Raw genomic sequence first — 26,914 nt, 5'->3', positions numbered from 1 at the left:
TCAGCGCACTGGTGGTGCGTATTGAATGCCGCCGTTGTTCCACAGCGCGTTCAGGCCGCGGTCGATTTCCAGCGGAGTGCTCTTGCCGAGGTTTTTCTCGAAGATTTCACCGTAGTTGCCGACTTGCTTGACGATCTGTACGACCCAGTCCTTCGGCAGTTTCAGGTCTTTGCCGTATTCGCCGTCTGCGCCGAGCATACGAGCAACATCCGGGTTCTTGGTCGCTTTGGCTTCAGCTTCGACGTTCTTCGAAGTGATGCCTGCTTCTTCGGCGTTCAGCAGCGCGTAGCCAACCCAACGCACGATGGCCAGCCACTCGTCATCGCCGTTACGCACGACCGGGCCCAGTGGTTCCTTGGAAATGGTTTCCGGCAGAACGACATAATCCTTCGGCGAAGCCAGCTTGCTGCGCTGGGCGAACAGCTGGGACTTGTCGGAGGTCAGCACGTCGCAACGACCGGACTCCAGCGACTTGGCGCTTTCATCGGAGGTGTCGAAAGTGATCGGGGTGTATTTCAGACCGTTGCCGCGGAAGTAGTCGGAAACGTTCAGTTCGGTAGTGGTACCGGCCTGGATGCAGATGGTTGCACCGTCCAGCTCTTTGGCACTCTTGACGCCCAGCTTGTTGTTAACCAGGAAGCCGATGCCGTCGTAGTAGGTGATGAAGCCCGGGAATTTCAAGCCCATGCCCGCGTCACGGGAGCTGGTCATGGTGGTGTTGCGCGACAGGATGTCGATCTCGCCCGACTGCAGAGCGGTGAAACGCTCCTTGGCGTTCAACTGACTGAACTTGACCTTGGTCGCGTCGCCGAACACGGCAGCGGCCACGGCGCGGCAGACGTCAGCATCGATGCCCACGATCTTGCCGGTGGAATCCGGAACCGAGAAGCCTGGCAAGCCATCGCTGACGCCGCACTGCACGAATCCTTTCTTCTTCACTGCATCCAGGGTTGCACCCGCCTGAGCGAACCCGCTGACACCCAGTACTGCAGCAGCAGTCACGATCGCCAGAGTGGATTTCAACATCTTCATTCAAACCTCCAGTTTTGCTCTTGTTGTGTCGGAGCTTGAGTCCAGTCGCACCCTTTTGAGGCGTTGTTGACCCGTGTTGGCTTTTTTTGGGGTCAACCGACGCAGGACCTTCGCTATGAGTCTAGTAGGAGAAAATCCACATCATGGACAACTCACTTCTCACCATTCGGCCGAACGGGCGGTAGCCCTTTCACGTTCGCTAAGCCCGTTGCGGCCATTGGCGAACATCCATCACCGGATTCTTTGCTATCCCGTCACCCGGCGTTCACTGATAGTGTTACCGCCAGGTGCGAGATTGATTGCACGACTACCTCATAGCAAAGCCCGTACCACACCGGCTGCTGAAGCGATTGAGTGACAGGTCAATAGCAAAACTTGCACCCTTGCGACATCTTCTTAACGGATCAACCGGGCGCGCACGCAAATCACGCACTCAATGAGAGCGCCCGCACACAATTGGAGCAGCCATGACCGAGCCCTTGATTCTTCAGCCTGTTAAGCCCGCAGACGCCTGCGTGATCTGGCTGCACGGCCTCGGCGCCGACCGCTACGACTTTCTGCCGGTGGCCGAAGCGCTTCAGGAAAGCCTGCTGAGCACGCGTTTCGTGCTGCCTCAGGCGCCAACGCGCCCGGTGACGATAAATGGCGGATATGCCATGCCAAGCTGGTACGACATCAAAGCCATGAGCCCGGCGCGGTCGATCGACCACGATGAGCTGGAAGCGTCCGCAGATCGCATCATCGAATTGATCGAAGAACAGCGAAGCAGCGGAATAGACGCATCGCGGATTTTCCTCGCCGGTTTTTCCCAAGGCGGCGCCGTGGTCTATCACACCGCGTTTCTGAAATGGCAGGGGCCGCTGGGCGGGGTACTGGCATTATCGACATACGCGCCGACGTTCAGCGATGAACTGGAGTTATCCGCCAGCCAGCAACGGATTCCGGCACTGGCGCTGCACGGCCAGTTCGACAACGTGGTGCAGAACTCGATGGGTCGCACGGCTTATGAGTATCTCAAGGCCCATGGTGTCACCGTGACATGGCAGGAATACCCAATGGAGCACGAAGTGTTACCCGAAGAAATTCGCGACATCGGCGTGTGGCTCAGCGAACGCCTGCGCTGACAATTGCGACAGGGGTCGCCCTTTGATCATCCCACTACGCCGCGCCCGTTTCTTGCATTACACTGGCCGGCGTACATTCCTTAACCAATTGATGAGATGACCGTGCTCAAAGCACTCAAGAAAATGTTCGGTAAAAGCGAGGCTGAGCAGCTCGCGCCAGTCCCCACTGCGCCGTCGCACGCCCCCGGTCATCGCAACGATGCCAGCCAGGCCGGCCGCCAGACGCCCGCCACGCCCCCAAAGCACGAACCGAAACCCGCTCCGGCTGCCACGCCCGCCACTGAGCCTGCGCGCAGCGAAGCCCCGAAACCGGCCAGACCACGTCGCGAACCCAAGCCCAAGGCGCCGGTGATTCCCTGGAAACTCGAAGACTTCGTCGTCGAGCCGCAGGAAGGCAAGACCCGCTTCCACGATTTCAAGCTCGCCCCGGAACTGATGCATGCCATCCACGACCTGGGCTTCCCGTATTGCACGCCGATCCAGGCTCAGGTGCTGGGTTATACCCTCGCCGGCAAAGACGCCATCGGCCGTGCCCAGACTGGCACCGGCAAGACCGCCGCGTTCCTGATCTCGATCATCACCCAGCTGTTGCAGACCCCGCCGCCGAAAGAGCGCTACATGGGCGAGCCACGGGCGCTGATCATCGCGCCGACCCGTGAACTGGTGGTGCAGATCGCCAAGGACGCCGCCGACCTGACCAAGTACACCGGCCTCAACGTCATGACGTTCGTCGGCGGCATGGACTTCGACAAGCAGCTCAAGCACCTCGAAGCGCGCCATTGCGACATCCTCGTCGCAACGCCTGGCCGCCTGCTTGACTTCAACCAGCGCGGCGACGTGCACCTGGACATGGTTGAAGTGATGGTGCTGGACGAAGCCGACCGCATGCTCGACATGGGCTTCATCCCGCAAGTGCGTCAGATCATTCGCCAGACTCCGCCGAAAAGCGAACGCCAGACCCTGCTGTTCTCCGCGACCTTCACCGATGACGTGATGAACCTCGCCAAGCAGTGGACCACCGATCCTGCGATCGTCGAAATCGAGGTCACCAACGTGGCCAACGAAAATGTCGAACAGCACATCTATGCGGTGGCCGGTGCCGACAAATACAAACTGCTCTTCAACCTGGTCAACGACAACGGCTGGGAGCGAGTGATCGTGTTCGCCAACCGCAAGGACGAAGTGCGGCGCATCGAGGAACGCCTGGTGCGCGACGGCATCAACGCCGCGCAATTGTCCGGCGACGTGCCGCAGCACAAGCGGATCAAGACGCTTGAAGGCTTCCGCGAAGGGAGGATCCGCGTCCTGGTCGCCACCGACGTGGCCGGTCGCGGTATTCACATCGACGGTATCAGCCACGTGATCAACTTCACCCTGCCGGAAGTCCCGGACGACTATGTGCACCGCATCGGTCGTACCGGTCGTGCTGGCGCCGATGGCGTGTCGATCAGCTTCGCCGGTGAAGACGACTCCTATCAGTTGCCGTCCATCGAAGAAAAACTCGGTCGCAAGATCAGCTGTGAAACGCCGCCGACCCATCTGTTGCGGGCGGTTGAGCGCAAGCGTCCACAGTAAGCGGCACCATAAAGAGAAGCGCAGCCGGCAACGGACTGCGCTTTTTTTTCGCCCGGATATTGTTCAATAGAACTAAAAGTCCATAATAGACAAATTAGTTTAAAAACAGTCTCCGGAGTCTGCCATGACCAGTACGCCCTACGTGATCGACCAAACCCAGGCCCGCGAGCTGTTGGCCCGGATCGATGTGCCGCAGATCCTGCGCAAGCTGTTCCGCGATCTGGCGGCCGGGCATGCGGTGCAACCGGCGCAGCAACTGGTGGAATTTCCCCAGGGCGCCGGGGACTTCATCAACTATCTGGGCGTGCTGGCAGAAGATGGCGTGTACGGAGTCAAGACCTCGCCGTACATCGTTCGCGAACAAGGCCCGCTGGTGACGGCGTGGACGCTGTTGATGTCGATGCAGACCGGTCAACCGTTGCTGCTCTGCGATGCCGGCGAACTGACCACCGCCCGCACGGCGGCAACCACAGCTGTCGCCGTCGACGCCCTGGCCCCGTCGAACGCAAAACGCCTGGCAATCATCGGCAGCGGCAAGGTCGCCCAGGCGCACCTGCATTACGTCAAAACATTGCGCGACTGGCAGAGCATCAGTGTGTACTCACCTACCTTGAGCGAAGACCCGGCAACCATCCGACAACTGCAAGCCCTCGATCCACGGGTGAGCATCGCCGAAAGCCGCGAAGCCGCCATCGCCGAAGCCGATGTGATCATGCTCTGCACCTCGTCCGCAGGACCTGTGATCGACCCGGCGACCTTGAACAAACCAGCACTGATCACCTCGATCAGCACCAACGCACCGCGCGCCCACGAAGTGCCGCCGCAAAGCCTCAACGACATGCAGGTGTTCTGCGACTATCGCCCGACTACCCCGGGCTCGGCCGGCGAGATGCTGATCGCCCGCGAACAACATGGCTGGGACAATAGCGCGATCCTCGGCGACCTGGCGGATCTGCTCAGCGAAAAAGTGCAGCGCCCCGATTACCAGCATCACGTGTTTTTCCGCTCCATCGGTCTGGGTCTGGAAGACATCGCCCTGGCCAATGCCATCTATCAATTGCAGCGCTGACACCGGAGATTTTCATGAGTCATGCAGATTTCATCATCATCGGCGGCGGGATCGCCGGCGCTTCCACCGGTTTCTGGCTGTCGCAGCACGGCAAGGTCGTGGTGCTGGAGCGCGAGTCGCATCCGGCCTATCACTCCACCGGGCGCTCGGCGGCGCTGTTCACCGCCGCTTACGGCACACCGCAGGTCCGGGCGCTGACCCAGGCCAGCCGTGAATTCTTCGACCATCCGCCCAGCGGTTTCTGCGAGCACCCGCTGCTGACCCCGCGCGGGGAAATGACCGTGGATTTCACCGGGGACGCCGCCGAGCTGAACAATCAATACCTGAGCGCCAAAGCCACAGTGCCGGAGATGCAGTTGCTCAGCGCGGATGAAGCCTGCGCGAGGCTGCCGATCCTGCGCAGGGAGAAAGTCCATGGCGCGATCTACGACCCGACCGCCAGCGACATCGACACCGACGCCCTGCATCAGGGTTATCTGCGCGGCATCCGTCGCAACAACGGCCAGGTGCAGACCGATTGCGAAGTGCTCGGGCTGAGCCGCGATGCCGACGGAGTCTGGCACGTGCAGACCAATGACCAAACCTTCAGCGCGCCCATCGTGATCAACGCGGCTGGCGCCTGGGCCGACAAGATCGGTGCCCTGGCCGGCGCCCGGCCGCTGGGCCTGCAACCAAAACGTCGCGCCGCGTTCATCTTCGCCGGCCCCGAAGGCGTGGACATTCATCACTGGCCGATGCTGGTCAGCCTCGACGAATCCTTTTACATGAAGCCCGATGCCGGGATGTTCCTCGGCTCACCGGCCAACGCCGACCCGGTCGAGCCGCACGACGTGCAACCGGAAGAACTGGACATTGCCATGGGCATTTACCAGATCGAGGAGGCGACGACCCTGACCATCCGCCGCCCGACCCGCACCTGGGCCGGTCTGCGCAGTTTCGTCGCCGACGGTGATTTGCTCTCCGGGTTCGACCCACAAGTGCCGGGGCTGTTCTGGGTCGCGGCCCAGGGCGGTTACGGTATCCAGACCTCACCGGCCATGGGCATGGCCAGCGCAGCGCTGGTCCGTGGCGAATCGCTGCCCCGACACCTCGAGCAATTCGGCCTGACCGCCGCCATGCTCGCCCCTTCCCGCCTGGCCTGACCGTCCGCCCGGATGACGCGCCCGACGGATTGCGGCACACTCGCAACGCCCCCGGATCACGGGGGCGCTGACGTTGCCTGGAGCTCCACAGTTATGACCGCCCCCGAACACACGCCCGAGCTGCATGACGCCGCGCTGGATAACTACCACGCCATCGCCGACGCCATCGCCACGCTGTTCTTTCCCCATGCCGAAGTGGTGCTGCATGACCTGCGCACGCAGAAGGTCGACTACATCGCCAACAACCTGTCGAAACGGGTGATCGGCGATGAATCGTCGCTGGAAGACATGCTCAGCGACGACGTCAGCGAACGGAACATCGGCCCGTACGAAAAGCTCAACTGGGACGGCCAGAAGATTCGCAGCCTGAGCACCGTGCTGCGCGACAGCGAAGGTCATCCGCTGGCGGTGCTGTGCATCAACCTGAATATTTCACTGTTCGAGAATGCCAAGGCTGCGCTGGATCTGTTCCTCTCGCCGAGCAAGCTGATCCCGCAACCGGACTCGCTGTTTCGCGATGACTGGCAGGAGCGGATCAACACTTTCCTGCACGCCTGGCTGCGCGAACGGCAACTGAGCCTGAACCTGCTGACCCGTGATCACAAACGCGAACTGGTGCTGGCGCTGCACGCCGAGGGGGCGTTCAAGGGCAAGAGCGCCTCGAACTATGTGGCCAATGTCCTGAACATGGGACGGGCGACGGTGTACAAGCACTTGAAGGAATTGAAGGGCTGAAGATTTTGCGGTGAATCTGACGGCCTCATCGCTGGCCAGCCAGCCCCCACAGGTTTTGTGTACACCGAAAATCTCTGTGGGAGCTGACGTCAGCGATGGCGGACTGTCAGTCGCCGTAGATGTCCGACTTGAAGTACTTCTCGGAAATCTTCTGATACTCACCACTGGCGCGAATGCCGTCGATGGCGGTGTTCAACTGGCTGACCAGCTCAGTGTTGCCCTTGCGCACCGCAATCCCCGCGCCCTCGCCCACGTATTTCGGGTCCTTCAACTCAGGCCCGACAAAGGCGTAACCCTTGCCCCGAGGCATCGACAGGAAGTCGGTCAGCGGAATGGTGTCGGCGAAAATCGCGTCGAGACGCCCGGCCGCCAGGTCCATGTAGATTTCTTCGTTGTTGCCGTAACGCTTGACGTTGATGCCCTTGGGCTCGAACACCTCGGTGGCGTAGCGGTCGGTAGTGGTCGCACGCTGCACGCCAACGGTCTTGCCCTTGAGGCTGGCGTACTGGTCATCGACGCTCGCGCCTTCCTTCATCACCAGCCGCGACGAGGTGAAATAGTACTTGTGGGTGAAGTCCACCGACTTCTTGCGATCTTCGTTGATGGTCATGGACGACAGCGCCATATCGATTTTCTTCACTTTCAGGGAAGGAATCAGACCGTCGAACTCGCCCTCGACCCACACGCACTTGACCTGCATCTGCGCGCACAGGGCGTTGCCGATGTCGTAGTCGAAACCGACGATTTCACCCTTGTCGGTTTTCGAGGCGAAGGGCGGATACGCCGCCTCGATACCGATGCGCAGGGTTTTCTCGGCGGCGAACGCGCTGCTGCACGCCAACAGGCTCAGTGCCAGACCGGTGATGAGGGGGAATTTCTTCATGTTCGTTCTCTCGCGGGTTGTTGTTGGTTTGGCAAGACAGAAGAAAAAAGCTGAAACGGGGAAAGACCTTTTTTGTACTTGTAAATCCATACTGGACTTTTACGTACAAATCGTCAATTGGGCGAGACCGATCATTTCTGGCCGATGGTCGGGGAGGTGAACTTGAGGGAATTGGTGATTCGGATGGCCTCTTCGCGAGCAAGCTCGCTCCCACGAGGATTATCTAAAACCTGTGGGAGCGAGCTTGCTCGCGAAGACTGACTCTAAGTCGACAGAGGAATTACTGCTTCCAGCGATCCGCCGCCGCATGATCGCTGTCACGGCCTTCAACCCAGCGCGGGCCGTCGCTGGTGTTCTCTTTCTTCCAGAACGGCGCGCGGGTTTTCAGGTAATCCATGACAAAGGCGCAGGCGTCGAACGCCGCCTGGCGGTGGGCACTGGCGGCGGCGACAAACACGATCGGTTCGCCCGGTTCCAGCGCGCCGATGCGGTGCAGCACTTCCAGCTTCAACAGCGGCCAGCGTTGCTCGGCCTCTACGGCGATCTTGCCGAGGGCCTTTTCGGTCATGCCCGGATAGTGTTCGAGGAACATTCCGGCGACATCGAGGCCATCGTTGAAGTCACGCACGTAGCCGACGAAACTCACCACCGCGCCAACGCCGACATTGGCCGCGTGCATCGCGTTGACTTCGGCGCCCGGATCGAACGGTTCGGACTGCACTCGAATGCGCATGGCTCAGCCTCCGGTCACGGTGGGGAAAAATGCCACTTCGTCGCCATCCGCCACCGGCTCGTCGAGCTGGCAGAGGTCTTCGTTGCGCGCGCACATCAGATTCTGCTCGCTCAGCACCTCGGCGCCGTCACGCTGCACCAGCAACGCACGAACGTCATCGACGGTGGCGAAGTCACCCTCGACCTTCACCGAGTCCACGCCCAGCGCCTCGCGGTAACGGGCAAAAAATTTCACGGTCAGGTTCATGGCTGCTCCGCCTGGAAATGCCCGCTCTTGCCGCCGACCTTTTCCAGCAGACGCACGCTTTCGATGGTCATGCCACGATCCACGGCCTTGCACATGTCGTAGATGGTCAGGGCGGCGACGCTGGCGGCGGTCAGCGCTTCCATCTCGACGCCGGTCTGCCCGGACAGTTTGCAGCGGGCGACGATGCGCACCGCGTCATCGCCTTCGGCACTGAGCTCGACCTTGACGCCGGTCAGCATCAACGGATGGCACAGGGGAATCAGGTCACTGGTTTTCTTCGCCGCCTGAATGCCGGCAATGCGCGCCACGGCGAACACGTCGCCCTTGGGATGGCCGCCGCTGACGATCATCTGCAGGGTGTCGGGCAGCATGCGCACCAGCGCTTGGGCCGTCGCTTCACGGAACGTCACGGCTTTTTCGGTGACGTCGACCATGTTGGCGCGACCTTGGGAATCGAGATGAGTCAGCACGGGATTACTCCTGATCAGGAGCGTCGATTGTAAACCTGGGGGTCAGAATTGCGCACATAAAAAACCGGGCGACTTTGCAGTCGCCCGGTTGCGTTTGACGGTTACAGATGCGATTCGGCGTATTCGGCCAGGATCGAGCGAGGCACCCCTTGCAGGGTGATGTGCACACCGTTGGGGAAATCCTTGAAGCGTTCGGTCAGGTAGGTCAGCCCGGAGCTGGTCGCGGACAGGTAAGGGGTGTCGATCTGTGCCAGGTTGCCCAGGCACACCACTTTGGAACCGGCGCCGGCCCGGGTGATGATGGTTTTCATCTGGTGCGGCGTGAGGTTCTGGCATTCGTCGATCAGGATCAGGCTCTGCTGGAAGCTGCGACCGCGAATGTAATTGAGCGATTTGAACTGCAACGGCACTTTGCTGAGGATGTAGTCGACGCTGCCATGGGTGTTTTCGTCATCCATGTGCAAGGCTTCGAGGTTGTCGGTGATGGCGCCCAGCCAAGGCTCCATTTTTTCCGCTTCGGTGCCGGGCAGGAAGCCGATTTCCTGGTCCAGGCCTTGCACGCTGCGGGTGGCGATGATGCGACGATAGCGCTTGCTGACCATGGTCTGCTCGATCGCAGCGGCCAGCGCCAGAATGGTTTTACCCGAGCCGGCGGCGCCGGACAGATTGACCAGGTGAATGTCCGGATCCAGCAGCGCATACAGCGCCAGACTCTGATAGATGTCCCGTGGCTTGAGGCCCCAGGCTTCCTGGTGCAGCAGCGGTTCCTGATGAAGGTCGAGGATCAGCAGACGGTCCTCTTCAATCTCCTTGATCCAGCCGACAAACCCTTGCTCATCAATGATGAATTCGTTGATGTGCACGGCCGGCAGGTTATCGGTCAATTGCACCTGATGCCAGGTGCGGCCATGGTCCTGACGGGTTTCGACCTTGCTCACACGGTCCCAGAAGGAGCCGGTCATGTTGTGATAGCCGTTGGGCAGCAGGGACACGTCGTCGACCAGTTGGTCGGTGCTGTAGTCCTCGGCATCAATCCCGCAGGCGCGCGCCTTGAGGCGCATGTTGATGTCTTTGGTGACCAGCACCACCGGTTTTTTCGGGTCGCGGGTGTGCAGGTCGATCAGCTGGTTGATGATTTTGTTGTCGTTCAGATGCTCGGGCAGAATCAGGTTCGATTCGGCCTGCTTGCTCATCAGAATTGACAGCAAGCCCTTCGGACCGCCCTTGCCGCGCTGGATCGGCACCCCCAGTTCGACATCTTCCGGGGAAGCATCGCCCAGGGTCTTGTCGATCAGGCGGATCGCCTGACGGCATTCGGCGGCCACGCTGTGATGCCCGCTCTTGAGCTTGTCCAGCTCTTCAAGCACGGTCATCGGGATCGCGACGTGGTGTTCTTCGAAATTCAGCAGGGCGTTCGGATCGTGAATCAGTACGTTGGTATCGAGTACATAAAGGATTGGCTGGTTGGAGGAGGGGCTACGTCCGTGATCATCCATACTCGGTCACCTTTGTGGGAGCCATTCGACGCAATACCTCGGCGGTGCTGCGCCTCGAAGTGACTGCCGAATCCACCTGCACAGCTTTTGTCGGGATAGCAGGTGAACCGCACACAAAATGGGTCTTGGAAGACGCCACCTGTGTTGCAGGTTTCGGCGGTCTGACTTCGTAATACTCCAAAACCCGTGACAGAAAAAAGCACTTTGACGCTTTTTTGAAGTTTATTTTGCAAAGTGACGAAAAGCCCTTGGCGGACCGCCCTGCCCCCGTTAGAGTCGGAAGTCCGCCTGCATCGAATCCTGCAAAAAATTCACCCCAAGCCCCATATTTCCGGGCTCTTGCCGTTTTTCAGCGAAACGCGTCCTGACAGTCTTCCCAGCCGATGCCGCTTTGCGCAGTCTGTGTGATCAGCCACGGCAACGCGGTCTTCACCGCATCCTGCTTCATGTTGAAATTGATCACTCCGTGTCGCCACAACAGCATCAGGGTCAGCACGCGCTGCGCGCTCGGAGCACCCTTGAGCTTGCCGGCGCCGTCCTGGGCATCGATGTCCCACAGCGCCACTTGCAAGCCCTGACTGTTGAAGAAACCCCCAGCATCGCTGCGACGCTGGCCTTCCGGCGGACGGAACAGCGGCACGTAATTTTCCGGCAGCTTGTTGCGCACCAGGTCGGCACTGCGTCGCACCGAATCCTGCCAGTCCTGCCAGTGGCTGTGAGAGCGGAATTCCCAGCCCTGAACGCCGACGCACTGCTGCGAAAACGTCGCTTGCAGACTGCTCACCGAACGATCGGCCAGCCGCGCTTGAACATCCTTGCCCAACATGAAAAAGGTGCCGCTCAGGTTCGACTTGCGCAGGTACTCGGTGAGCCAGTCGGTATTGTCCGGTTGCAGGTTGGCGGCGCTGTCGAAACTCAGCAGAAACAGGCGATCGTGCATGTCGTCGCCGTTGCGCTCGTAGTCTGCGAAATGATCGAGTTCGCTGCTGGTCTGCGGCGACAGCGCAGCCTTGCGCATCAGCTCATCAAGGTACTGCAGATGGAAGATCCGGCTCGGTTCGGCCCATTTGGTGTAATAGCTCTCGTCACTGACCACGAATTTGGCCGCCTGCTCGCGCAGGGTCGGCAAGTCTTCGACGAGGAAGCAAAACGAGGCGTCCTGATCGCAGCTTTGCTGGGCGAAGTTGTAGTTGGCCAGCAGGCGCTGCCACAGGCGCTCGCGCAGGCTGTTGATCGCATCCAGATTGACCGTGCGCAGTCCCAGACGCTGGGCCAGCGCCGCTTCGTCCAGTGCTTCGGTGCCGAGCAGGCCTCGGGCGAACATCAGGATTTCCGCCCGTGAGGCGACGTCGAACAGGGTCGGGTTGTCGAGTTTCTCCGGCCAGGTGCTGCGATCCAGCGTCGCGATATCGCCCGGCGCCGCAACGGCACCGACGCTCAACAGCCACGCGGCGAAAAAAAGAACAATGCGCAAAGGGTGTCTCCATAACAAAACCCGCGCGGCACTATAGCCGATCCGACAGTAATTCCCGCAGGCACACAGATGATCGTTCCCACGCTCTGCGTGGTAACGCCTCCCCGGACGCTCCGCGTCCGCTGCCGGGGTGACGCAGAGCGTCACTGGCTGCATTCCCACGCAGAGCGTGGGAACGATCAGGGTTGGGTGGCACACCACCGATCACCTATGGACCTGATAGCTGGAGTCATCCGCCCCAACCCCCTAGAATCGCCCCCACGATTAAAGGAGACGACTTCATGCTGATGGTGATTTCCCCCGCCAAGACCCTCGATTACGAAACACCGCCGGCGACCCAGCGCTTCACCCAGCCGCAATACCTCGACCATTCCCAGGAACTGATCCAGCAACTGCGCGAACTGAGCCCGGCGCAGATCAGCGAGCTGATGCACGTGTCCGACAAGATCGGCGGCCTCAACGCCGCGCGCTTCGGCAGCTGGACACCGGCGTTCACACCGGAAAACGCCAAACAGGCATTGCTGGCCTTCAAGGGCGACGTCTACACCGGACTCGACGCCCAGAGTTTCAGCGAAGCCGACTTCGATTATGCACAACGGCACCTGCGCATGCTCTCCGGCCTCTACGGCCTGCTGCGCCCGCTCGACCTGATGCAGCCGTATCGCCTGGAAATGGGCACCAAACTGGCCAACGCCCGAGGCAAGGACTTGTACGCCTTCTGGGGCACGCGCATCAGCGAATGGCTGAACGAAGCGCTGGCCGATCAGGGCGATGACGTGCTGCTGAACCTGGCGTCCAACGAATACTTCTCGGCCGTCAAACGCACGGCCCTGAACGCACGCATCATCAATACCGAGTTCAAGGACCTGAAGAACGGCCAGTACAAGATCATCAGCTTCTACGCCAAGAAGGCCCGGGGCCTGATGAGCCGCTTCGTGATCCAGGAAAAAATCAACGATCCGGCCCTCCTCAAGCAGTTCGATGTACAGGGTTATCGCTACAGCGCCGAGCAATCGAAACCCGACAATCTGGTGTTTCTGCGCGACCACGCACCGGAATAAAGCATGCACTTCTGCACGACTCTTGATTAAGAGAGTCGTGCAGGTCGCACGACGTCAAAAATCCCCCGCCTGCTTACGCCGACTTATTGGCGCCATAAAAACATCACCCTCTTTCCTATCTTTAGTTTCACTCGACAGTTGTCATTTTTTTCAGTAGTGGCACCTAAATTTTTTTACAGTAGTGGCACAAAACCATCTAACGCGATTATCCCCCGATTAACAAAGGGCGAAATCGAAAGTGCTATCAATTTGAAAGCAGTGCCATCTTTCTCAATATTTCAAAAAATTTCTGCTTCCGCGATGAGCGGACAGGAACTATGTCCAAATGCATAGCTCATACCACCGGTAACGATTCTCGCCGAGTTTGTACGAGATAACTTACGCAGAGAACCCAACCATGTAACCAAGTTGTCACAACAACTTGCACCCATGGATAACAACTCTGGACAACTATCGAAGGACAGGAGATACGCACCATTAATATCCCCTGCAAGGCCATGGTCGCGCCCCTATAAACGTGCTCGCCTGAGCACCCAAGCGCTTGATCTACAGGTATTTATCCTGGCATCGAGCGTGTAACACGATTGCACAAGAGCCCTCTGACCAGAGGATCGGCTGCATAACAGGGCACGTCATAACAACAAGGCCTGGTTAGCGCACATCTTGAGTGCACTTATTTAGACACTCGGAACTTAAGTATGCCTGCACACGGCATTGTGACGCCTGTAAGTCACACTTTCGAGTGCACTAAGAACGCTGAAAACCATTAACTCCGGCCCTCTAAGGCCTGATATATACAGAGGTAATTGCGATGCGCATCAGCATATTTGGTTTGGGTTACGTCGGTGCAGTATGTGCCGGTTGCCTGTCTGCACGGGGCCATGACGTCGTTGGCGTGGATGTTGCCAAAGACAAGATCGACATGATCAACGCTGGCAAATCTCCCATTGTCGAACCGGGCCTGGGCGAGTTGCTGGCACAAGGTATCCAGACCGGTCGTCTGCGCGGCACAACCAACTTCGCCGAGGCAATTCGCGACACCGATCTGTCGATGATCTGCGTCGGCACACCGAGCAAGAAGAACGGCGACCTGGAACTGAACTACATCGAAGCGGTGTGCCGCGAGATCGGTTTTGTTCTGCGCGAAAAGACCACCCGTCACACCATCGTCGTGCGCAGCACCGTGCTGCCGGGCACCGTGGCAAACGTTGTCATCCCGATCCTCGAAGACTGCTCCGGCAAGAAAGCCGGCGTTGATTTCGGTGTCGCCGTAAACCCTGAGTTCCTGCGTGAATCTACCGCGATCGCCGACTACGACTTGCCACCGATGACCGTCATCGGCGAGTTCGACAAGGCCTCGGGCGACGTTCTGCAATCGCTGTACGAAGAACTCGACGCGCCGATCATCCGCAAGGACATCGCCGTCGCCGAGATGATCAAGTACACCTGCAACGTCTGGCATGCCACCAAAGTGACCTTCGCCAACGAGATCGGCAACATCGCCAAAGCGGTGGGCGTCGATGGCCGCGAAGTGATGGAGGTCGTCTGCCAGGACAAGACCCTCAACCTGTCCCAGTACTACATGCGCCCGGGCTTCGCGTTCGGCGGTTCGTGCCTGCCGAAAGACGTGCGCGCCCTGACCTACCGCGCCGGCTCCCTGGACGTCGAAGCGCCGCTGCTCAACTCGCTGATGCGCAGCAACGAATCGCAAGTGCAAAACGCCTTCGACATCGTTGAAAGCCACGACAAACGCAAAGTCGCCCTGCTCGGCCTGAGCTTCAAGGCCGGCACCGACGACCTGCGCGAAAGCCCGCTGGTGGAACTGGCCGAGATGCTGATCGGCAAGGGTTACGACCTGAGCATCTACGACAGCAACGTCCAGTACGCCCGTGTCCACGGCGCGAACAAGGACTACATCGAGTCGAAGATCCCGCACGTGTCGTCCCTGCTCAACGCGGACTTCGATTCGGTGATCGACAACTCCGACGTGATCATCCTCGGCAACCGCGACGAGAAGTTCCGTGCGCTGGCCGAAGAAGCGCCGCACGGCAAACAGGTGATCGACCTGGTGGGCTTCATGTCCAAGGCCACCAGCGCCGGTAGCCGCACCGAAGGCATCTGCTGGTAACGCAGCGGCAAGCCCCGAGTTTCAAACCGCCCGCCGTGAATCGGCGGGCGGCTTGAAGCCCCCATCACCTTCGGATGACGGTCATGTCCAAGCTCAAACATTTTTTTCTGCAATCCGCCGGCTGGCTTTTGTTTCTGAGCCTGCTGATGGGCCTGGCCCTGATGCTGCCCACGTCCACGTTCGACTCCGAGTCGAAGGACTTCATTTTCCTGATTGGCGCCGTGGGTATCTGGCGCTACTCGATGGGTGCCACGCACTTTGTGCGCGGCATGATCTTTCTCTACATCGTCTACCCGCACCTGCGCCGCAAGGTTCGCAAGCTGGGTAAAGCGGCGGACCCGTCGCATGTGTTTCTGATGGTCACCAGTTTCCGCATCGACGCGTTGACCACCGCGCAGGTTTACAGCTCGGTGATCCGCGAAGCCATCGACTGCGAACTGCCGACCACCGTGGTCTGCTCGATCGTCGAAATGTCCGATGAGCTGCTGGTCAAGGCGCTGTGGGCGCGGATGAATCCGCCGGACCGCGTGAAACTCGACTTCGTGCGCATTCCCGGCACCGGCAAACGTGATGGCCTGGCGTTTGGTTTCCGCGCGATCTCCCGTCACCTGCCGGACGACCGCGCCGTGGTGGCCGTGATCGATGGCGACACCGTGCTCGGCGAAGGCGTTGTGCGCAAAACCGTGCCGTGGTTCCAGATGTTCAGCAACGTCGGCGGCCTGACCACCAACGAATTCTGCGAAGTGCGCGGCGGCTACATCATGAGCGAGTGGCACAAGCTGCGCTTCGCCCAGCGCCACATCAACATGTGCTCGATGGCCCTGTCCAAACGCGTGCTGACCATGACCGGGCGCATGTCGGTGTTCCGCGCCACCGTGGTCACCAACCCGGAATTCATCGCCGACGTTGAAAGCGACTCGCTGCAACACTGGCGCCTGGGCCGTTTCAAGTTCCTGACCGGCGACGACAAGTCGAGCTGGTTCAGCCTGATGCGTCTGGGCTACGACACCTTCTACGTGCCGGACGCGGCGATCAACACCGTTGAACACCCGCCGGAAAAGAGCTTCATCAAGGCCAGCCGCAAACTGATGTTCCGCTGGTACGGCAACAACCTGCGGCAGAACTCCCGAGCGCTGGGCCTGGGTGTAAAACGCCTCGGTGCCTTCACCTCGGTGGTGCTGTTCGACCAGCGCGTATCGATGTGGACATCGCTGCTCGGCCTGACCGTGGCAATCATCGCCAGCTTCAAATACGGCACCGCGTTCATTCTGGTTTACCTGCTGTGGATCGGCATCACCCGACTGATTCTGACGCTGTTGCTGTCCTGCTCGGGCCACCGGATCGGTCCGGCTTACCCGGCAATTCTCTATTACAACCAGATCGTCGGCGCGCTCGTGAAGATCTACGTGTTCTTCCGCCTCGACCAACAATCCTGGACTCGCCAACCCACTTCCCTGACCCGTGATCTCGCCAGCTTTCAACGTTGGTTCAACACCTGGTCGTCTCGGACCATGACCTTCTCCGCCGGCAGCATTTTCGTCGCCGTGCTGCTGATGATGGTCTGACCTGCCCCTATTGAATTAACAAGGAAATCGCCCCCATGAATACCGCCGTCAACGTCAACGTAGTGCATGAATCCGAAGCCCAGCGCCAGCACGCCCGGGTAAAAATCCCGGCCAAGCTGCGGTTCTTCGGCCCTGACCGGACCCCGGTTGAAGCACGGGTCCTCGACCTGTCCGCCGGTGGTCTGGCGTTCAATGCCGGACAACTGCCGCTGACCGTCGGCGAGGTGTACAAGGCGCGTCTGCAGTTCGTCATCGACAACCTCGGCCTGGCCATGGACGTTGAACTGCAAGTGCGCTCCTACGACCGGCAGACGGGCCGTGTCGGCTGCCAGTTCCAGAACCTCGAGCCGCAGGACATTTCGACCCTGCGCCACCTGATCACTTCGCACCTGGCCGGCGACATCGTCAGCATCGGCGAAGTGCTGGCAACCCTGCAGCGCGACAACTTCACCAAGGCCCGCAAGGTCAAGGACGGCGACTCCGGCATGACCCCGTTCGGGCGCCTGAAAGCGGTGACGTTCAGCGCCGGTATCTTCGCGGTCGGCCTGGTGGCGGCGGGTTTCATTTTCAAATCGGTGTACAGCATGTACTTCGTCAGCCATGCACAGGCCGGTCTGGTCAGCGTGCCGGGCATGAACATCACCATGCCGCGCGACGGCACTGTGCAGAGCCTGGTCAAATCCGACGGCGTTGCCGCCAAAGGTGCACCGCTGGCGACTTTCAGCACCAGCATGCTCGACGTGCTCAAGGGCCATCTGGACGAAGATCAACTGCAGCCGGCCAAGGTTGAAGAACTGTTCGGCAAGCAGATGACCGGCACTCTGACCTCGCCGTGCGATTGCACCGTGGCCCAGCAACTGGTGGCCGACGGTCAATACGCGAGCAAGGGCGACGTGATCTTCCAGCTGGTACCGCGCAACACCCAGGCCACCGTCGATGCTCGCTTCTCCTATCGCCAGTTCGGCGACGTACGTCCGGGCACCCCGGTGAGCTTCCAGATCGCCGGCGAAGACAAGACCCGCACCGGCAAGATCGTCAGCAGCACCAGCCTGAAAAGTGCTGACCTGTCCTCCGACATCCGCGTGCAGATCCAGCCGGACGAACCGCTGGACAGCCGCTTCGCCGGCCGCCCGGTGGAAGTGAACAGCGACCGTGGTCCGAACCTGAACTGGCTGATCGACAAAGCCATGGCAGCCGGTCTTTAAGTCGAGGACATGCCTGTGACTACTGCACCCATCTCGAGCACACCACAAACCCTGTGGGAGCGAGCTTGCTCGCGAATGCATTCTGACATTCAGCCTCAGTGCCGACTGACACACCGCTTTCGCGAGCAAGCTCGCTCCCACATGGGTTCAGTGTGCGCATTGGCCTTGGCAGTCAGTCTGGCCGGTTGCGCCGGCCTGCCTGACCAGCGTCTGGCCAACGAAGCGCTCAAGCGCGGTGACACCGCGACCGCCGCGCAGAACTACCGTGCGCTGGCCGATCTGGGTTACAGCGAAGCCCAGGTGGGCCTCGCCGATATTCAGGTCGACAGTCGCGATCCGGAACAAATGAAACAGGCCGAAGCCACCTACCGCGCCGCCGCCAGTGTTTCGCCGCGTGCCCAGGCCCGACTCGGCCGCTTGCTGGTGGCCAAGCCCGGTTCCACCGAGGCCGAACATCACGAAGCCGAAACCCTGCTGAAGAAAGCCGCCGCCAGTGGCGAAGGCAACACGCTGATTCCGCTCGCGATGCTGTACCTGCAATACCCGCACAGCTTCCCGAACATCAACGCTCAGCAGCAGATCGACCAATGGCGCAAATCCGGTTACCCGGAAGCCGGTCTCGCTCAAGTGCTGCTGTACCGCACCCAGGGCACTTACGACCAGCACTTGGATGACGTGGAAAAGATCTGCAAGGCCGCACTCAACACCACCGACATCTGCTACGTCGAACTGGCCACGGTCTATCAAAAACGTGGCGCGCCGGAGCAACAGGCCGAGCTGATCAAACAACTGCAGGCCGGTTACAGCCGCGGCACCGTCAGCGCTCAGCGGGTGGATTCCGTAGCCCGTGTGCTGGCTGATTCGACCCTGGGCAAGACCGACGAAAAAACCGCGCAGTCGCTGCTCGAGCCGATCGCGCCGGGCTACCCGGCGTCCTGGGTAACGCTGGCACAACTGCTCTACGACTTCCCGGAACTGGGCGATGTCGATCAGATGATGAAGTACCTGGACAACGGCCGCGCCGCCGACCAGTCGCGCGCCGAACTGTTGCTGGGCAAGCTCTACTACGAAGGCAAACTGGTCCCGGCCGACGCGAAAGTCGCCGAGGAACATTTCCAGAAAGCCGTCGGCCGCGAAGTCGCCGCCGATTACTACCTCGGCCAGATCTACCGCCGTGGCTACCTGGGCAAGGTCTATCCGCAGAAGGCCCTCGACCATCTGCTGACCGCTGCGCGCAACGGCCAGAACAGCGCCGACTTCGCCATCGCCCAGCTGTTTTCCCAAGGCAAGGGCACCAAGCCCGACCCGCTCAACGCCTATGTGTTCAGCCAATTGGCCAAGGCGCAAAACACCCCGCAAGCCGACGAGCTGGCGACCACCCTCGCCGCCCAGCTGCCGCCCGAGCGCCTGGCCGAAGCGCGGCGCCTGCTGCAACAGGAACAGGCGGCCCGTGGCGCCCTGAACCAGAACACGCTGCAACTGCACGCCCTGCAAGAAGAAGACGGCGAGGAAAAACTATGAAATTGAATCCCTTTGTGAAGGCCGGCATTGGCCTCACGTTCGCGTTGATCTGGTCTTGTCCGACCCTGGCCGCGATGACTGAATCGAAGAACTTCGGCCTCGAAGTGAAAATCACCGGCCAGTCCGAAGACGACCGCGACCTCGGCACCGCCAGCGGCGGCGACGTCAACGGCGTCGGCCTCGATCTGCGTCCGTGGGTCTACGGCGAAAGCGGCGCGTGGAGCGCCTACGCCATGGGCCAGGCCGTGACCTCGACCGACATCATCGAGACCGACACCCTGCAGCAGTCCGACAGCGAAGGCACCCAGACCACCGACAACGGCGACCGCAAGACCAAGAAAAACTACCTGGCAATGCGCGAGTTCTGGGTCGGCTACAGCGGCCTGACGCCCTACCCCGGCGAGATCCTCAAGTTCGGTCGCCAGCGTTTGCGCAACGACGACGGCCAGTGGCGCGACACCAACATCGAAGCGCTGAACTGGACCTTCGACACCACCCTGCTGCGCGCCAATGCCGGTGTCGCCGAGCGCTTCAGCGAATACCGCACCGACCTCAAGGAGCTGGCGCCGAAAGACAAGGATCGCCTGCACGCCTACGCCGATGCCGCTTACCAGTGGACGCCGGGCCAGTGGGTCGGGATTCGCGGTCACCACACCCACGACGACGGCAAACTCGATTACGCCGAACCGGGTGTGCCCCGCGACACCCTCGACAAAACCCAGAACGGCGACATCAGCTGGCTCGGCCTGACCGCCGACAGCGACGCCTACAACTGGCGCAACACCAACACCGTCAACTACTGGGGCAGCATCACCGGCATGAGCGGCGACCGCGACACGGTCAACCCGCTGAACGCCGATGGCACCCGCCCGGCGCAGGCCAAACGCAGCGAAGACATCAACGGCTGGGCCACCGACGTCGGTGTGCGTCTGCGCCTCGATCCGCAGTGGCAGGTCGGTGCGGCCTATGCCCGTGCCAGCGCCGATTACCAACAGAACGGCCTGGAAAGCAACCGCTCGAACTACACCGGTACCCGCTCGCGGGTTCACCGTTTCGGCGAGGCTTTCCGTGGCGAAATGAACAACATGCAGACCGCCACCCTGTTCGGTTCGTGGATGCTCAACGACCAGTACGACGCCAGCCTGATCTACCACAAGTTCTGGCGCGTGGACGGCAACAAACCGGTGGGCAGCAACGGCATCAACGCTGTGGAAAACAACACCGACGACGTGACCGGCGCAATCCTCTCCAGCACCTCGCTGCCACTGCAGGACGGCAACAAGGATCTGGGCCAGGAAATGGATCTGGTGGTCACCAAGTACTTCAAGCAAGGCTTGCTGCCGGCAGCGCTGAGCCAGTCGATCGACGAGCCGTCGGCGCTGGTACGTTTCCGTGGCGGTGTGTTCAAGCCGGGTGATGCCTACGGCAGCCAGGTTGATTCGTACATGCACCGCGCGTTCATCGACGTGATCTGGCGCTTCTGATGCTGACCGCCAAGGGAGTGCCCGACATGAACAGTGCCCGCAAAGGCTCACTCAGCCTGCTGGCCGGCGCGATGCTGCTGGCCTCGGCCGGCGCCTTCGCCAGTGTGGAACCGGCCAAGCCGGTGACCACTGCCAAGGAGCTGCAACAGGCCAAGACCTACACCGTCAGCAGCGCGCCGACCGACGCGCTGGAACTGGCCAAGCCGAAACTGCCCGACCTCTCCGGCTACACCGCCGAAGCCGCCGCCGCGAAAATCGTGCGCAGCAAACCGGGCAAGATCAGCGTGCGCCGGATGATGCAGGAAGACGCCCTGAAGGACTTCATCGGCGGCGACAACAAGATGGCCGAATGGGTGGTGCGTCAGCACGGCATCCCGCAGGCGATCTTCGTCGACGACGGCTACATGAATCTGAAAGAGCTGGCGCAGAAACTGCCCAAGCAGTACTTCAGCGAAACCTCGCCGGGCGTCTATCTGGCCAAGCTGCCGATCGTGGTCGGCCGCAAAGGCATCCTCGAAATCGACGGCCAGACCCAGGAGCTGCGCCTGTCCCAGGAAGCCGGATCGTTCCTGGTCAACGACGGTCAGTTGTTCGTGCGTGACACCAAGGTCACCGGCTGGCGCGAGAAGGAAAACGGCCCGGCGACCTTCCGTTCGCCGAAGGAATTCCGCCCGTTCCTGCTGGCCTGGGGTGGCACCGAGACCTACATCGTCAACAGCAAGATGGCCAGTTTCGGCTACGCCAACAGTAAGTCCTACGGTGTGAGTATTTCCCAGTACACGCCGAACATGGCCAAGGTGCTCAAGCGTCCCGAGCCGACCGGCTGGATCGTCGGTTCCGAGTTCTCGGACATGTGGTACGGCTTCTACTGCTACGAGACCCGCGACTTCGTGGTCAAGGGCAACACCTACGAGGACAACATCGTCTACGGCATCGACCCGCACGACCGTTCCCACGGTCTGATCATTGCCGAGAACACGGTGTACGGCACGAAGAAGAAGCACGGGATCATCATTTCCCGTGAGGTCAACGACAGCTTCATCTTCAACAACAAAAGCTACGACAACCACCTCTCGGGCCTGGTGATCGACCGTAACAGCGTGAACAACCTGATCGCCTACAACGAGATCTACAAGAACCACACCGACGGCATCACGCTCTACGAGTCCGCCGACAACTTGCTGTGGGGCAACAAGGTCATCAGCAATAAACGCCACGGCATTCGCATTCGTAACAGCGTGAACATCCGCCTCTACGAAAACGTCGCCATGGCCAACGGCCTGACCGGCGTCTACGGGCACATCAAGGACCTGACCGACACCGACCGTGACATCGAGCTCGACCCGTTCGACGCCCAGGTCTCGCTGATCGTGGTCGGCGGTGAACTGGCGGCCAACGGCAGCGGTCCGCTGTCGATCGATTCGCCGTTGAGTGTCGAGCTGTATCGCGTGTCGATGCTGGCGCCGACCAAATCCAGCGGCATCAGCTTCAACGGCATCCTCGGCGAGCGCCAGGATGAAATTCTCGACCTGCTGGTGCGCCAGCAGAAAGCCGTGCTGATCGACCCTGTCGAACGCCAGACCGAATTGCAGGACTGAGGATAATTTTATGCACCCACACCTGATCAAATTACTCAGCCTGTCGGCCCTGACCGTGGGCATTCTGGCGGCCGGCAACGGCGCCCGCGCAGATGAAGTCCAGCCGCCTGAATTCACGGCCGAACCTTGCTGCAGCCTGTGCCCGGCCGCCCACGATGCGAAGAACTACACCACCCGCTACCAGCAGAACTTCACCACCCTGGTGCAGGCGCAGGGCGACTGGCTGTTCCGGACCCAGGAAGATTTGCGCACCGAGTTCAACACCACCCCGGCGGGCTACAAACGCCTGCAACAGCTGCACGATGCGTTCAAGGCCAAAGGCGTCGAACTGGTGATCGTCTACCAGCCGACCCGAGGTCTGGTGAACCGCAACAAGCTCAACCCGGCAGAAAAAGCCGCGTTCGATTACGAGAAAGCGCTGGGCAACTACAAGACCATGCTCGGCCGGTTCGCGAAGATGGGTTACGTGGTGCCGGACCTGTCGCCACTGACCAACGAATCGCTGCCGGACACCCTGCCGGCCCACGATTTCTATTTCCGCGGCGACCAGCACTGGACGCCATACGGTGCCCAGCGCACGGCAAAAATCGTCGCCGAGAAGGTCAAGCAGATCCCGGCCTTCGCCGACATTCCCAAGCGTGAGTTCGAAACCAAACGCTCAGGACGCATGGGCAAGACCGGCACCCTGCACAACATGGCCGGACAACTGTGCGGCACCAGTTACGCAATCCAGTACATGGATCAGTTCACCACCGAGCCGAAAGGCGAAGCCGGTGACGGCGACCTGTTCGGTGATTCCGGCAACCCACAAATCACCCTCGTGGGTACTTCGCACAGCGGCAAGAACTACAACTTCGCAGGCTTCCTCGAAGAAGCCATCGGCGCCGACATCCTCAACGTCGCCTTCCCCGGCGGTGGCCTGGAAGGTTCGATGCTGCAATACCTGGGCAGCGACGAATTCCAGAAATCTCCGCCGAAAATCCTCATCTGGGAATTCTCGCCGCTGTACCGCCTCGACCAGGAAACCATCTATCGCCAGATGATGGCGCTGCTCGACAACGGCTGCGAAGGCAAAGAGGCACAGATGTCCGCGAGCACCACGCTCAAGCCGGGCGGCAAACAAGAACTGCTGGTCAACAGCAAGAACCTGAACCTGCAGAACAGCAGCCATCAGGTCGATATCCGCTTCGCCGACACCTCGGTGAAAACCCTGCAAGCCACCCTCTGGTACATGAACGGTCGCCACGAGGACATCAAGATCGAGAAACCGGAAACCTCCGACACTGACGGTCGTTTCGCCTTTGAGCTGCGCACGGACGAAGACTGGGCCTCGCAAAACCTGCTGGCGGTCGAAGTCCAGGGCCCGGAAGCGGGCACCGCGCCACAGAAAGTCGAAGCGAAAATCTGCAAACGCAACGTATTCCCGGGCGCTGGGCAACAAACCGCTCAGGTCGGGCAATGAGGTCTGCTATGCGAAATCCGAAACTGAAAACTCTGTTGGCGCCAACGCTGCTCGGGCTGGCGATCTTCGCCGGCAGCGCGCAGGCCGCCGCGCCGCTGCGTCCTCCTCAGGGCTACTTTGCGCCTGTGGATAAATTCAAGACCGGCGACAAGAGCGAAGGCTGCGACGCGATGCCGACGCCGTACACCGGACCGCTGCAATTTCGCAGCAAATACGAAGGCTCGGACAAGGCCCGCGCGACACTGAACGTGCAGTCGGAAAAAGCCTTCCGCGACACCACCAAAGACATCACCACCCTGGAGCGCGGCACCGCCAAGCGCGTCATGCAGTTCATGCGCGACGGTCGCCCGGAACAGCTCGACTGCACACTGAACTGGCTGGTTAATTGGGCCCGGGCGGATGCATTGATGTCCAAAGACTTCAACCACACCGGCAAGTCGATGCGCAAATGGGCGCTGGGCAGCATGGCCTCGTCGTACATTCGCCTGAAGTTCTCCGACTCCCATCCGCTGGCCCAGCACCAGCAGGAAGCGCAGTTGATCGAGGCCTGGTTCAGCAAATTGGCCGATCAGGTGGTCAGCGACTGGGACAACCTGCCGCTGGAAAAAACCAACAACCACTCGTACTGGGCCGCCTGGTCGGTGATGGCGACATCGGTCGCGACCAACCGCCGCGACCTGTTCGATTGGGCGGTCAAGGAATACAAGGTCGGCGTCAACCAGGTCGATGCCGACGGCTACCTGCCCAACGAACTCAAGCGCCAGCAACGCGCCCTCGCCTACCACAACTACGCCCTGCCGCCGCTGGCGATGATCGCCAGTTTTGCGCAGGTCAACGGTGTGGATCTGCGTCAGGAAAACAACGGCGCGCTGAAACGTCTGGGTGATCGGGTGCTGGCCGGGGTGAAAGACCCCGACCAGTTCGAGAAGAAGAACGGCAAAGAGCAGGACATGACCGACCTGAAACAGGACATGAAATTCGCCTGGCTCGAGCCGTTTTGCACGCTCTACACCTGTTCGCCGGATGTGCTGGAGAAGAAGCACGGGATGCAGCCGTTCAAGACCTTCCGCCTCGGTGGCGACCTGACCAAGGTCTACGACCCGTCCCATGAAAAGGGCAACAAGGGTTCCTGAGGACACTGATAAACCCTGTGGGAGCGAGCTTGCTCGCGAGAAGGATCCGACATTCAAAAATGATGTCGTCTGGCACACCGCTTTCGCGAGCAAGCTCGCTCCCACAGGTTAAGTGTCAGGTTTGAGATGTGTGAGTTAGCTCTCCAGTTTTCAGCGGGGGGTTTGGGGGGGCTTTGGCCCTTGACTGTTGGTTCAAACATGGAGAGATCGGGATGGTATTTTCATCCAACGTGTTCCTGTTTCTGTTCTTGCCGATCTTTCTCGGCTTGTACTACCTGAGCGGGCAACGCTATCGCAACCTGCTGCTGCTGATTGCCAGCTACGTGTTCTACGCGTGGTGGCGGGTGGACTTCCTGGCGCTGTTCGCCGGCGTCACCCTGTGGAACTACTGGATCGGCCTGAGAGTCGGCGCCGCCGGCGTGCGCACCAAACCGGCCCAGCGCTGGCTGCTGCTCGGCGTGGCGGTGGACCTGTGCATCCTCGGCTACTTCAAGTACGCCAACTTCGGCGTCGAAAGCATCAACGCGATGATGACGTCGGTCGGTCTCGAGCCGTTCATCCTGACCCACGTGCTGCTGCCGATCGGTATCTCGTTCTACATCTTCGAGTCGATCAGCTACATCATCGACGTCTACCGCGGCGACACCCCGGCCACCCGCAACCTGATCGACTTCGCAGCGTTCGTGGCGATCTTCCCGCACCTGATCGCCGGTCCCGTGCTGCGTTTCCGTGACCTGGCCGACCAGTTCAACAACCGCACCCACACCCTCGACAAATTCTCCGAGGGATGCACACGGTTCATGCAGGGCTTCATCAAAAAGGTGTTCATCGCCGACACCCTCGCCGTGGTCGCCGACCACTGCTTCGCCCTGCAAAACCCGACCACGGGTGATGCCTGGCTTGGCGCACTGGCCTACACCGCGCAGCTGTACTTCGACTTCTCCGGTTACAGCGACATGGCCATCGGCCTGGGCTTGATGATGGGTTTCCGCTTCATGGAAAACTTCAAGCAGCCGTACATCAGCCAGTCGATCACCGAGTTCTGGCGCCGCTGGCACATCAGCCTGTCGACCTGGCTGCGTGACTACCTCTACATCACTCTCGGCGGCAACCGCAAAGGCACGCTGATGACCTATCGCAACCTGTTCCTGACCATGCTGCTCGGTGGTCTGTGGCACGGCGCGAACATCACCTACATCGTCTGGGGTGCGTGGCACGGCATGTGGCTGGCGATCGAGAAAATGCTCGGTCTCAACACTTCGCCGCGCAGCCTCAACCCGATCCGCTGGGCGCTGACCTTCCTGCTGGTGGTCATGGGCTGGGTGATCTTCCGCGCCGAGAACCTGCACGTTGCCGGCCGCATGTACGGCGCGATGTTCAGCTTCGGCGACTGGTCGCTGTCGGAACTCAATCAGGCCAGCCTCACCGGCCTGCAAGTGGCGACTCTGGTGGTGGCCTATGTGACCCTGGCGTTCTTCGGCCTGCGTGATCTGTACACCAACCAGCCGCCGGTCAAGAGCAAACCTGAGGTCAACGTCGAGGCCAACGGCCCTGCCACGGCGACTCCAGGCCTGATCAAAGCGGCTCCGGGCGAAAATCCGGCGAGCATCCACGAGCCTGGCTACACCGTCGGCGTCGACGCCCAGGTGCAACCGGCGTACTGGACGGCGGACTGGTCGCGCTACGTGATGCGCGGGCTGATCCTGCTGCTGTTCATCGCCTCGATTCTCAAACTCTCGGCGCAAAGCTTCTCGCCGTTCCTTTACTTCCAGTTCTGA

22 protein-coding genes are annotated in these 26,914 nt (G+C 60.6%); 15 read left to right on the top strand and 7 right to left on the bottom strand.

Annotated features, from left to right (window positions below; genetic code table 11):
- The gene (locus CAF79_RS15855) at positions 1-1,032 is read right to left on the bottom strand and encodes an amino acid ABC transporter substrate-binding protein (RefSeq protein ID WP_085698551.1); all 1,032 of its coding nucleotides are present in this window, start codon (positions 1,030-1,032) and stop codon (positions 1-3) included.
- A gap of 467 nt (positions 1,033-1,499) precedes the next feature.
- Here CAF79_RS15855 and CAF79_RS15850 point away from each other — a divergent pair, with 467 nt between their 5' ends.
- The 5 genes from CAF79_RS15850 (at position 1,500) to CAF79_RS15830 (ending at position 6,677) form a co-directional block, all read left to right on the top strand.
- Positions 1,500-2,156 (top strand): alpha/beta hydrolase, encoded by a 657-nt coding sequence (locus tag CAF79_RS15850; RefSeq protein ID WP_085698550.1) that lies wholly within the window; start codon positions 1,500-1,502, stop codon positions 2,154-2,156.
- A 96-nt stretch (positions 2,157-2,252) separates the two neighbouring features.
- Positions 2,253-3,731: an ATP-dependent RNA helicase RhlB gene (gene rhlB, locus CAF79_RS15845; RefSeq protein ID WP_085698549.1), complete on the top strand. Its 1,479-nt coding sequence runs from the start codon at positions 2,253-2,255 to the stop codon at positions 3,729-3,731.
- Positions 3,732-3,855: 124 nt separating this feature from the next.
- Positions 3,856-4,800: an ornithine cyclodeaminase family protein gene (locus tag CAF79_RS15840; RefSeq protein ID WP_085698548.1), complete on the top strand. Its 945-nt coding sequence runs from the start codon at positions 3,856-3,858 to the stop codon at positions 4,798-4,800.
- A gap of 14 nt (positions 4,801-4,814) precedes the next feature.
- On the top strand, positions 4,815-5,942 hold the full coding sequence (locus CAF79_RS15835; protein WP_085698547.1) for an FAD-binding oxidoreductase: 1,128 nt from the start codon (positions 4,815-4,817) through the stop codon (positions 5,940-5,942).
- Between the two features lie 93 nt (positions 5,943-6,035).
- A complete protein-coding gene (locus tag CAF79_RS15830) occupies positions 6,036-6,677 on the top strand; it encodes a transcriptional regulator (RefSeq protein WP_007957327.1) in 642 nt (213 codons plus the stop codon).
- A gap of 106 nt (positions 6,678-6,783) precedes the next feature.
- Here the strand turns inward: CAF79_RS15830 and CAF79_RS15825 are convergent, their stop codons facing one another.
- From CAF79_RS15825 to CAF79_RS15800, 6 genes are all read right to left on the bottom strand, one after another.
- Positions 6,784-7,560 (bottom strand): ABC transporter substrate-binding protein, encoded by a 777-nt coding sequence (locus tag CAF79_RS15825; RefSeq protein ID WP_011332566.1) that lies wholly within the window; start codon positions 7,558-7,560, stop codon positions 6,784-6,786.
- 280 nt (positions 7,561-7,840) lie between these two features.
- On the bottom strand, positions 7,841-8,293 hold the full coding sequence (gene moaE / locus CAF79_RS15820; RefSeq protein WP_085608144.1) for a molybdopterin synthase catalytic subunit MoaE: 453 nt from the start codon (positions 8,291-8,293) through the stop codon (positions 7,841-7,843).
- A gap of 3 nt (positions 8,294-8,296) precedes the next feature.
- On the bottom strand, positions 8,297-8,539 hold the full coding sequence (locus CAF79_RS15815) for a MoaD/ThiS family protein (RefSeq protein WP_085698546.1): 243 nt from the start codon (positions 8,537-8,539) through the stop codon (positions 8,297-8,299).
- Positions 8,536-9,009, bottom strand: coding sequence for a cyclic pyranopterin monophosphate synthase MoaC (moaC, locus tag CAF79_RS15810; RefSeq protein ID WP_007957321.1), 474 nt, complete (start codon positions 9,007-9,009; stop codon positions 8,536-8,538). Before moaC ends, CAF79_RS15815 begins: the two co-directional genes overlap by 4 nt.
- Positions 9,010-9,110: 101 nt before the next feature.
- Positions 9,111-10,505: a PhoH family protein gene (locus tag CAF79_RS15805; protein WP_085698545.1), complete on the bottom strand. Its 1,395-nt coding sequence runs from the start codon at positions 10,503-10,505 to the stop codon at positions 9,111-9,113.
- 349 nt (positions 10,506-10,854) lie between these two features.
- Entirely contained in the window at positions 10,855-11,979 is a 1,125-nt protein-coding gene (locus CAF79_RS15800) for a polysaccharide deacetylase family protein (protein WP_085698544.1), read from the bottom strand.
- 281 nt (positions 11,980-12,260) lie between these two features.
- Here CAF79_RS15800 and yaaA point away from each other — a divergent pair, with 281 nt between their 5' ends.
- From yaaA to CAF79_RS15750, 10 genes are all read left to right on the top strand, one after another.
- Complete coding sequence (yaaA, locus tag CAF79_RS15795) at positions 12,261-13,040, top strand: peroxide stress protein YaaA (RefSeq protein ID WP_085698543.1); 780 nt, start codon at positions 12,261-12,263, stop codon at positions 13,038-13,040.
- 811 nt (positions 13,041-13,851) lie between these two features.
- Positions 13,852-15,168 carry a nucleotide sugar dehydrogenase gene (locus tag CAF79_RS15790; protein WP_085698542.1) on the top strand — a complete coding sequence of 439 codons (1,317 nt, stop codon included), beginning with the start codon at positions 13,852-13,854 and terminating at the stop codon, positions 15,166-15,168.
- Positions 15,169-15,251: 83 nt separating this feature from the next.
- Positions 15,252-16,733 carry a mannuronan synthase gene (alg8, locus tag CAF79_RS15785; RefSeq protein WP_170929736.1) on the top strand — a complete coding sequence of 494 codons (1,482 nt, stop codon included), beginning with the start codon at positions 15,252-15,254 and terminating at the stop codon, positions 16,731-16,733.
- A 35-nt stretch (positions 16,734-16,768) separates the two neighbouring features.
- Complete coding sequence (locus CAF79_RS15780; protein WP_085690599.1) at positions 16,769-17,938, top strand: alginate biosynthesis protein Alg44; 1,170 nt, start codon at positions 16,769-16,771, stop codon at positions 17,936-17,938.
- A 9-nt stretch (positions 17,939-17,947) separates the two neighbouring features.
- Positions 17,948-19,459, top strand: coding sequence for an alginate biosynthesis TPR repeat lipoprotein AlgK (gene algK, locus CAF79_RS15775; RefSeq protein ID WP_371917928.1), 1,512 nt, complete (start codon positions 17,948-17,950; stop codon positions 19,457-19,459).
- Entirely contained in the window at positions 19,456-20,943 is a 1,488-nt protein-coding gene (locus tag CAF79_RS15770) for an alginate export family protein (RefSeq protein WP_085698539.1), read from the top strand. The genes algK and CAF79_RS15770 overlap by 4 nt, the downstream gene beginning before the upstream one ends.
- A 26-nt stretch (positions 20,944-20,969) precedes the next feature.
- On the top strand, positions 20,970-22,541 hold the full coding sequence (gene algG / locus CAF79_RS15765; RefSeq protein WP_085698568.1) for a mannuronan 5-epimerase AlgG: 1,572 nt from the start codon (positions 20,970-20,972) through the stop codon (positions 22,539-22,541).
- Positions 22,542-22,551: 10 nt separating this feature from the next.
- Positions 22,552-24,003 carry an alginate O-acetyltransferase gene (locus CAF79_RS15760; protein WP_085698538.1) on the top strand — a complete coding sequence of 484 codons (1,452 nt, stop codon included), beginning with the start codon at positions 22,552-22,554 and terminating at the stop codon, positions 24,001-24,003.
- Positions 24,004-24,011: 8 nt separating this feature from the next.
- Entirely contained in the window at positions 24,012-25,136 is a 1,125-nt protein-coding gene (locus CAF79_RS15755; protein WP_085698537.1) for a mannuronate-specific alginate lyase, read from the top strand.
- A gap of 212 nt (positions 25,137-25,348) precedes the next feature.
- Complete coding sequence (locus CAF79_RS15750) at positions 25,349-26,914, top strand: MBOAT family protein (RefSeq protein WP_085698536.1); 1,566 nt, start codon at positions 25,349-25,351, stop codon at positions 26,912-26,914.

This window comes from Pseudomonas sp. B26(2017), assembly GCF_002113045.1.
Taxonomy (GTDB): domain Bacteria; phylum Pseudomonadota; class Gammaproteobacteria; order Pseudomonadales; family Pseudomonadaceae; genus Aquipseudomonas.
Note: the sequence above shows the minus strand (reverse complement) of the source record. Positions and strands in the feature narration are given on the sequence as shown.

What these genes read in the sequence shown, in the direction of transcription:
- CAF79_RS15855 (WP_085698551.1), bottom strand. Translation starts at nt 1,032, where the DNA reads ATGAAGATGTTGAAATCCACTCTGGCGATCGTGACTGCTGCTGCAGTA.
- CAF79_RS15850 (WP_085698550.1), top strand. Translation starts at nt 1,500, where the DNA reads ATGACCGAGCCCTTGATTCTTCAGCCTGTTAAGCCCGCAGACGCCTGC.
- rhlB (WP_085698549.1), top strand. Translation starts at nt 2,253, where the DNA reads ATGACCGTGCTCAAAGCACTCAAGAAAATGTTCGGTAAAAGCGAGGCT.
- CAF79_RS15840 (WP_085698548.1), top strand. Translation starts at nt 3,856, where the DNA reads ATGACCAGTACGCCCTACGTGATCGACCAAACCCAGGCCCGCGAGCTG.
- CAF79_RS15835 (WP_085698547.1), top strand. Translation starts at nt 4,815, where the DNA reads ATGAGTCATGCAGATTTCATCATCATCGGCGGCGGGATCGCCGGCGCT.
- CAF79_RS15830 (WP_007957327.1), top strand. Translation starts at nt 6,036, where the DNA reads ATGACCGCCCCCGAACACACGCCCGAGCTGCATGACGCCGCGCTGGAT.
- CAF79_RS15825 (WP_011332566.1), bottom strand. Translation starts at nt 7,560, where the DNA reads ATGAAGAAATTCCCCCTCATCACCGGTCTGGCACTGAGCCTGTTGGCG.
- moaE (WP_085608144.1), bottom strand. Translation starts at nt 8,293, where the DNA reads ATGCGCATTCGAGTGCAGTCCGAACCGTTCGATCCGGGCGCCGAAGTC.
- CAF79_RS15815 (WP_085698546.1), bottom strand. Translation starts at nt 8,539, where the DNA reads ATGAACCTGACCGTGAAATTTTTTGCCCGTTACCGCGAGGCGCTGGGC.
- CAF79_RS15805 (WP_085698545.1), bottom strand. Translation starts at nt 10,505, where the DNA reads ATGGATGATCACGGACGTAGCCCCTCCTCCAACCAGCCAATCCTTTAT.
- yaaA (WP_085698543.1), top strand. Translation starts at nt 12,261, where the DNA reads ATGCTGATGGTGATTTCCCCCGCCAAGACCCTCGATTACGAAACACCG.
- CAF79_RS15790 (WP_085698542.1), top strand. Translation starts at nt 13,852, where the DNA reads ATGCGCATCAGCATATTTGGTTTGGGTTACGTCGGTGCAGTATGTGCC.
- alg8 (WP_170929736.1), top strand. Translation starts at nt 15,252, where the DNA reads ATGTCCAAGCTCAAACATTTTTTTCTGCAATCCGCCGGCTGGCTTTTG.
- CAF79_RS15780 (WP_085690599.1), top strand. Translation starts at nt 16,769, where the DNA reads ATGAATACCGCCGTCAACGTCAACGTAGTGCATGAATCCGAAGCCCAG.
- algK (WP_371917928.1), top strand. Translation starts at nt 17,948, where the DNA reads ATGCCTGTGACTACTGCACCCATCTCGAGCACACCACAAACCCTGTGG.
- CAF79_RS15770 (WP_085698539.1), top strand. Translation starts at nt 19,456, where the DNA reads ATGAAATTGAATCCCTTTGTGAAGGCCGGCATTGGCCTCACGTTCGCG.
- algG (WP_085698568.1), top strand. Translation starts at nt 20,970, where the DNA reads ATGAACAGTGCCCGCAAAGGCTCACTCAGCCTGCTGGCCGGCGCGATG.
- CAF79_RS15760 (WP_085698538.1), top strand. Translation starts at nt 22,552, where the DNA reads ATGCACCCACACCTGATCAAATTACTCAGCCTGTCGGCCCTGACCGTG.
- CAF79_RS15755 (WP_085698537.1), top strand. Translation starts at nt 24,012, where the DNA reads ATGCGAAATCCGAAACTGAAAACTCTGTTGGCGCCAACGCTGCTCGGG.
- CAF79_RS15750 (WP_085698536.1), top strand. Translation starts at nt 25,349, where the DNA reads ATGGTATTTTCATCCAACGTGTTCCTGTTTCTGTTCTTGCCGATCTTT.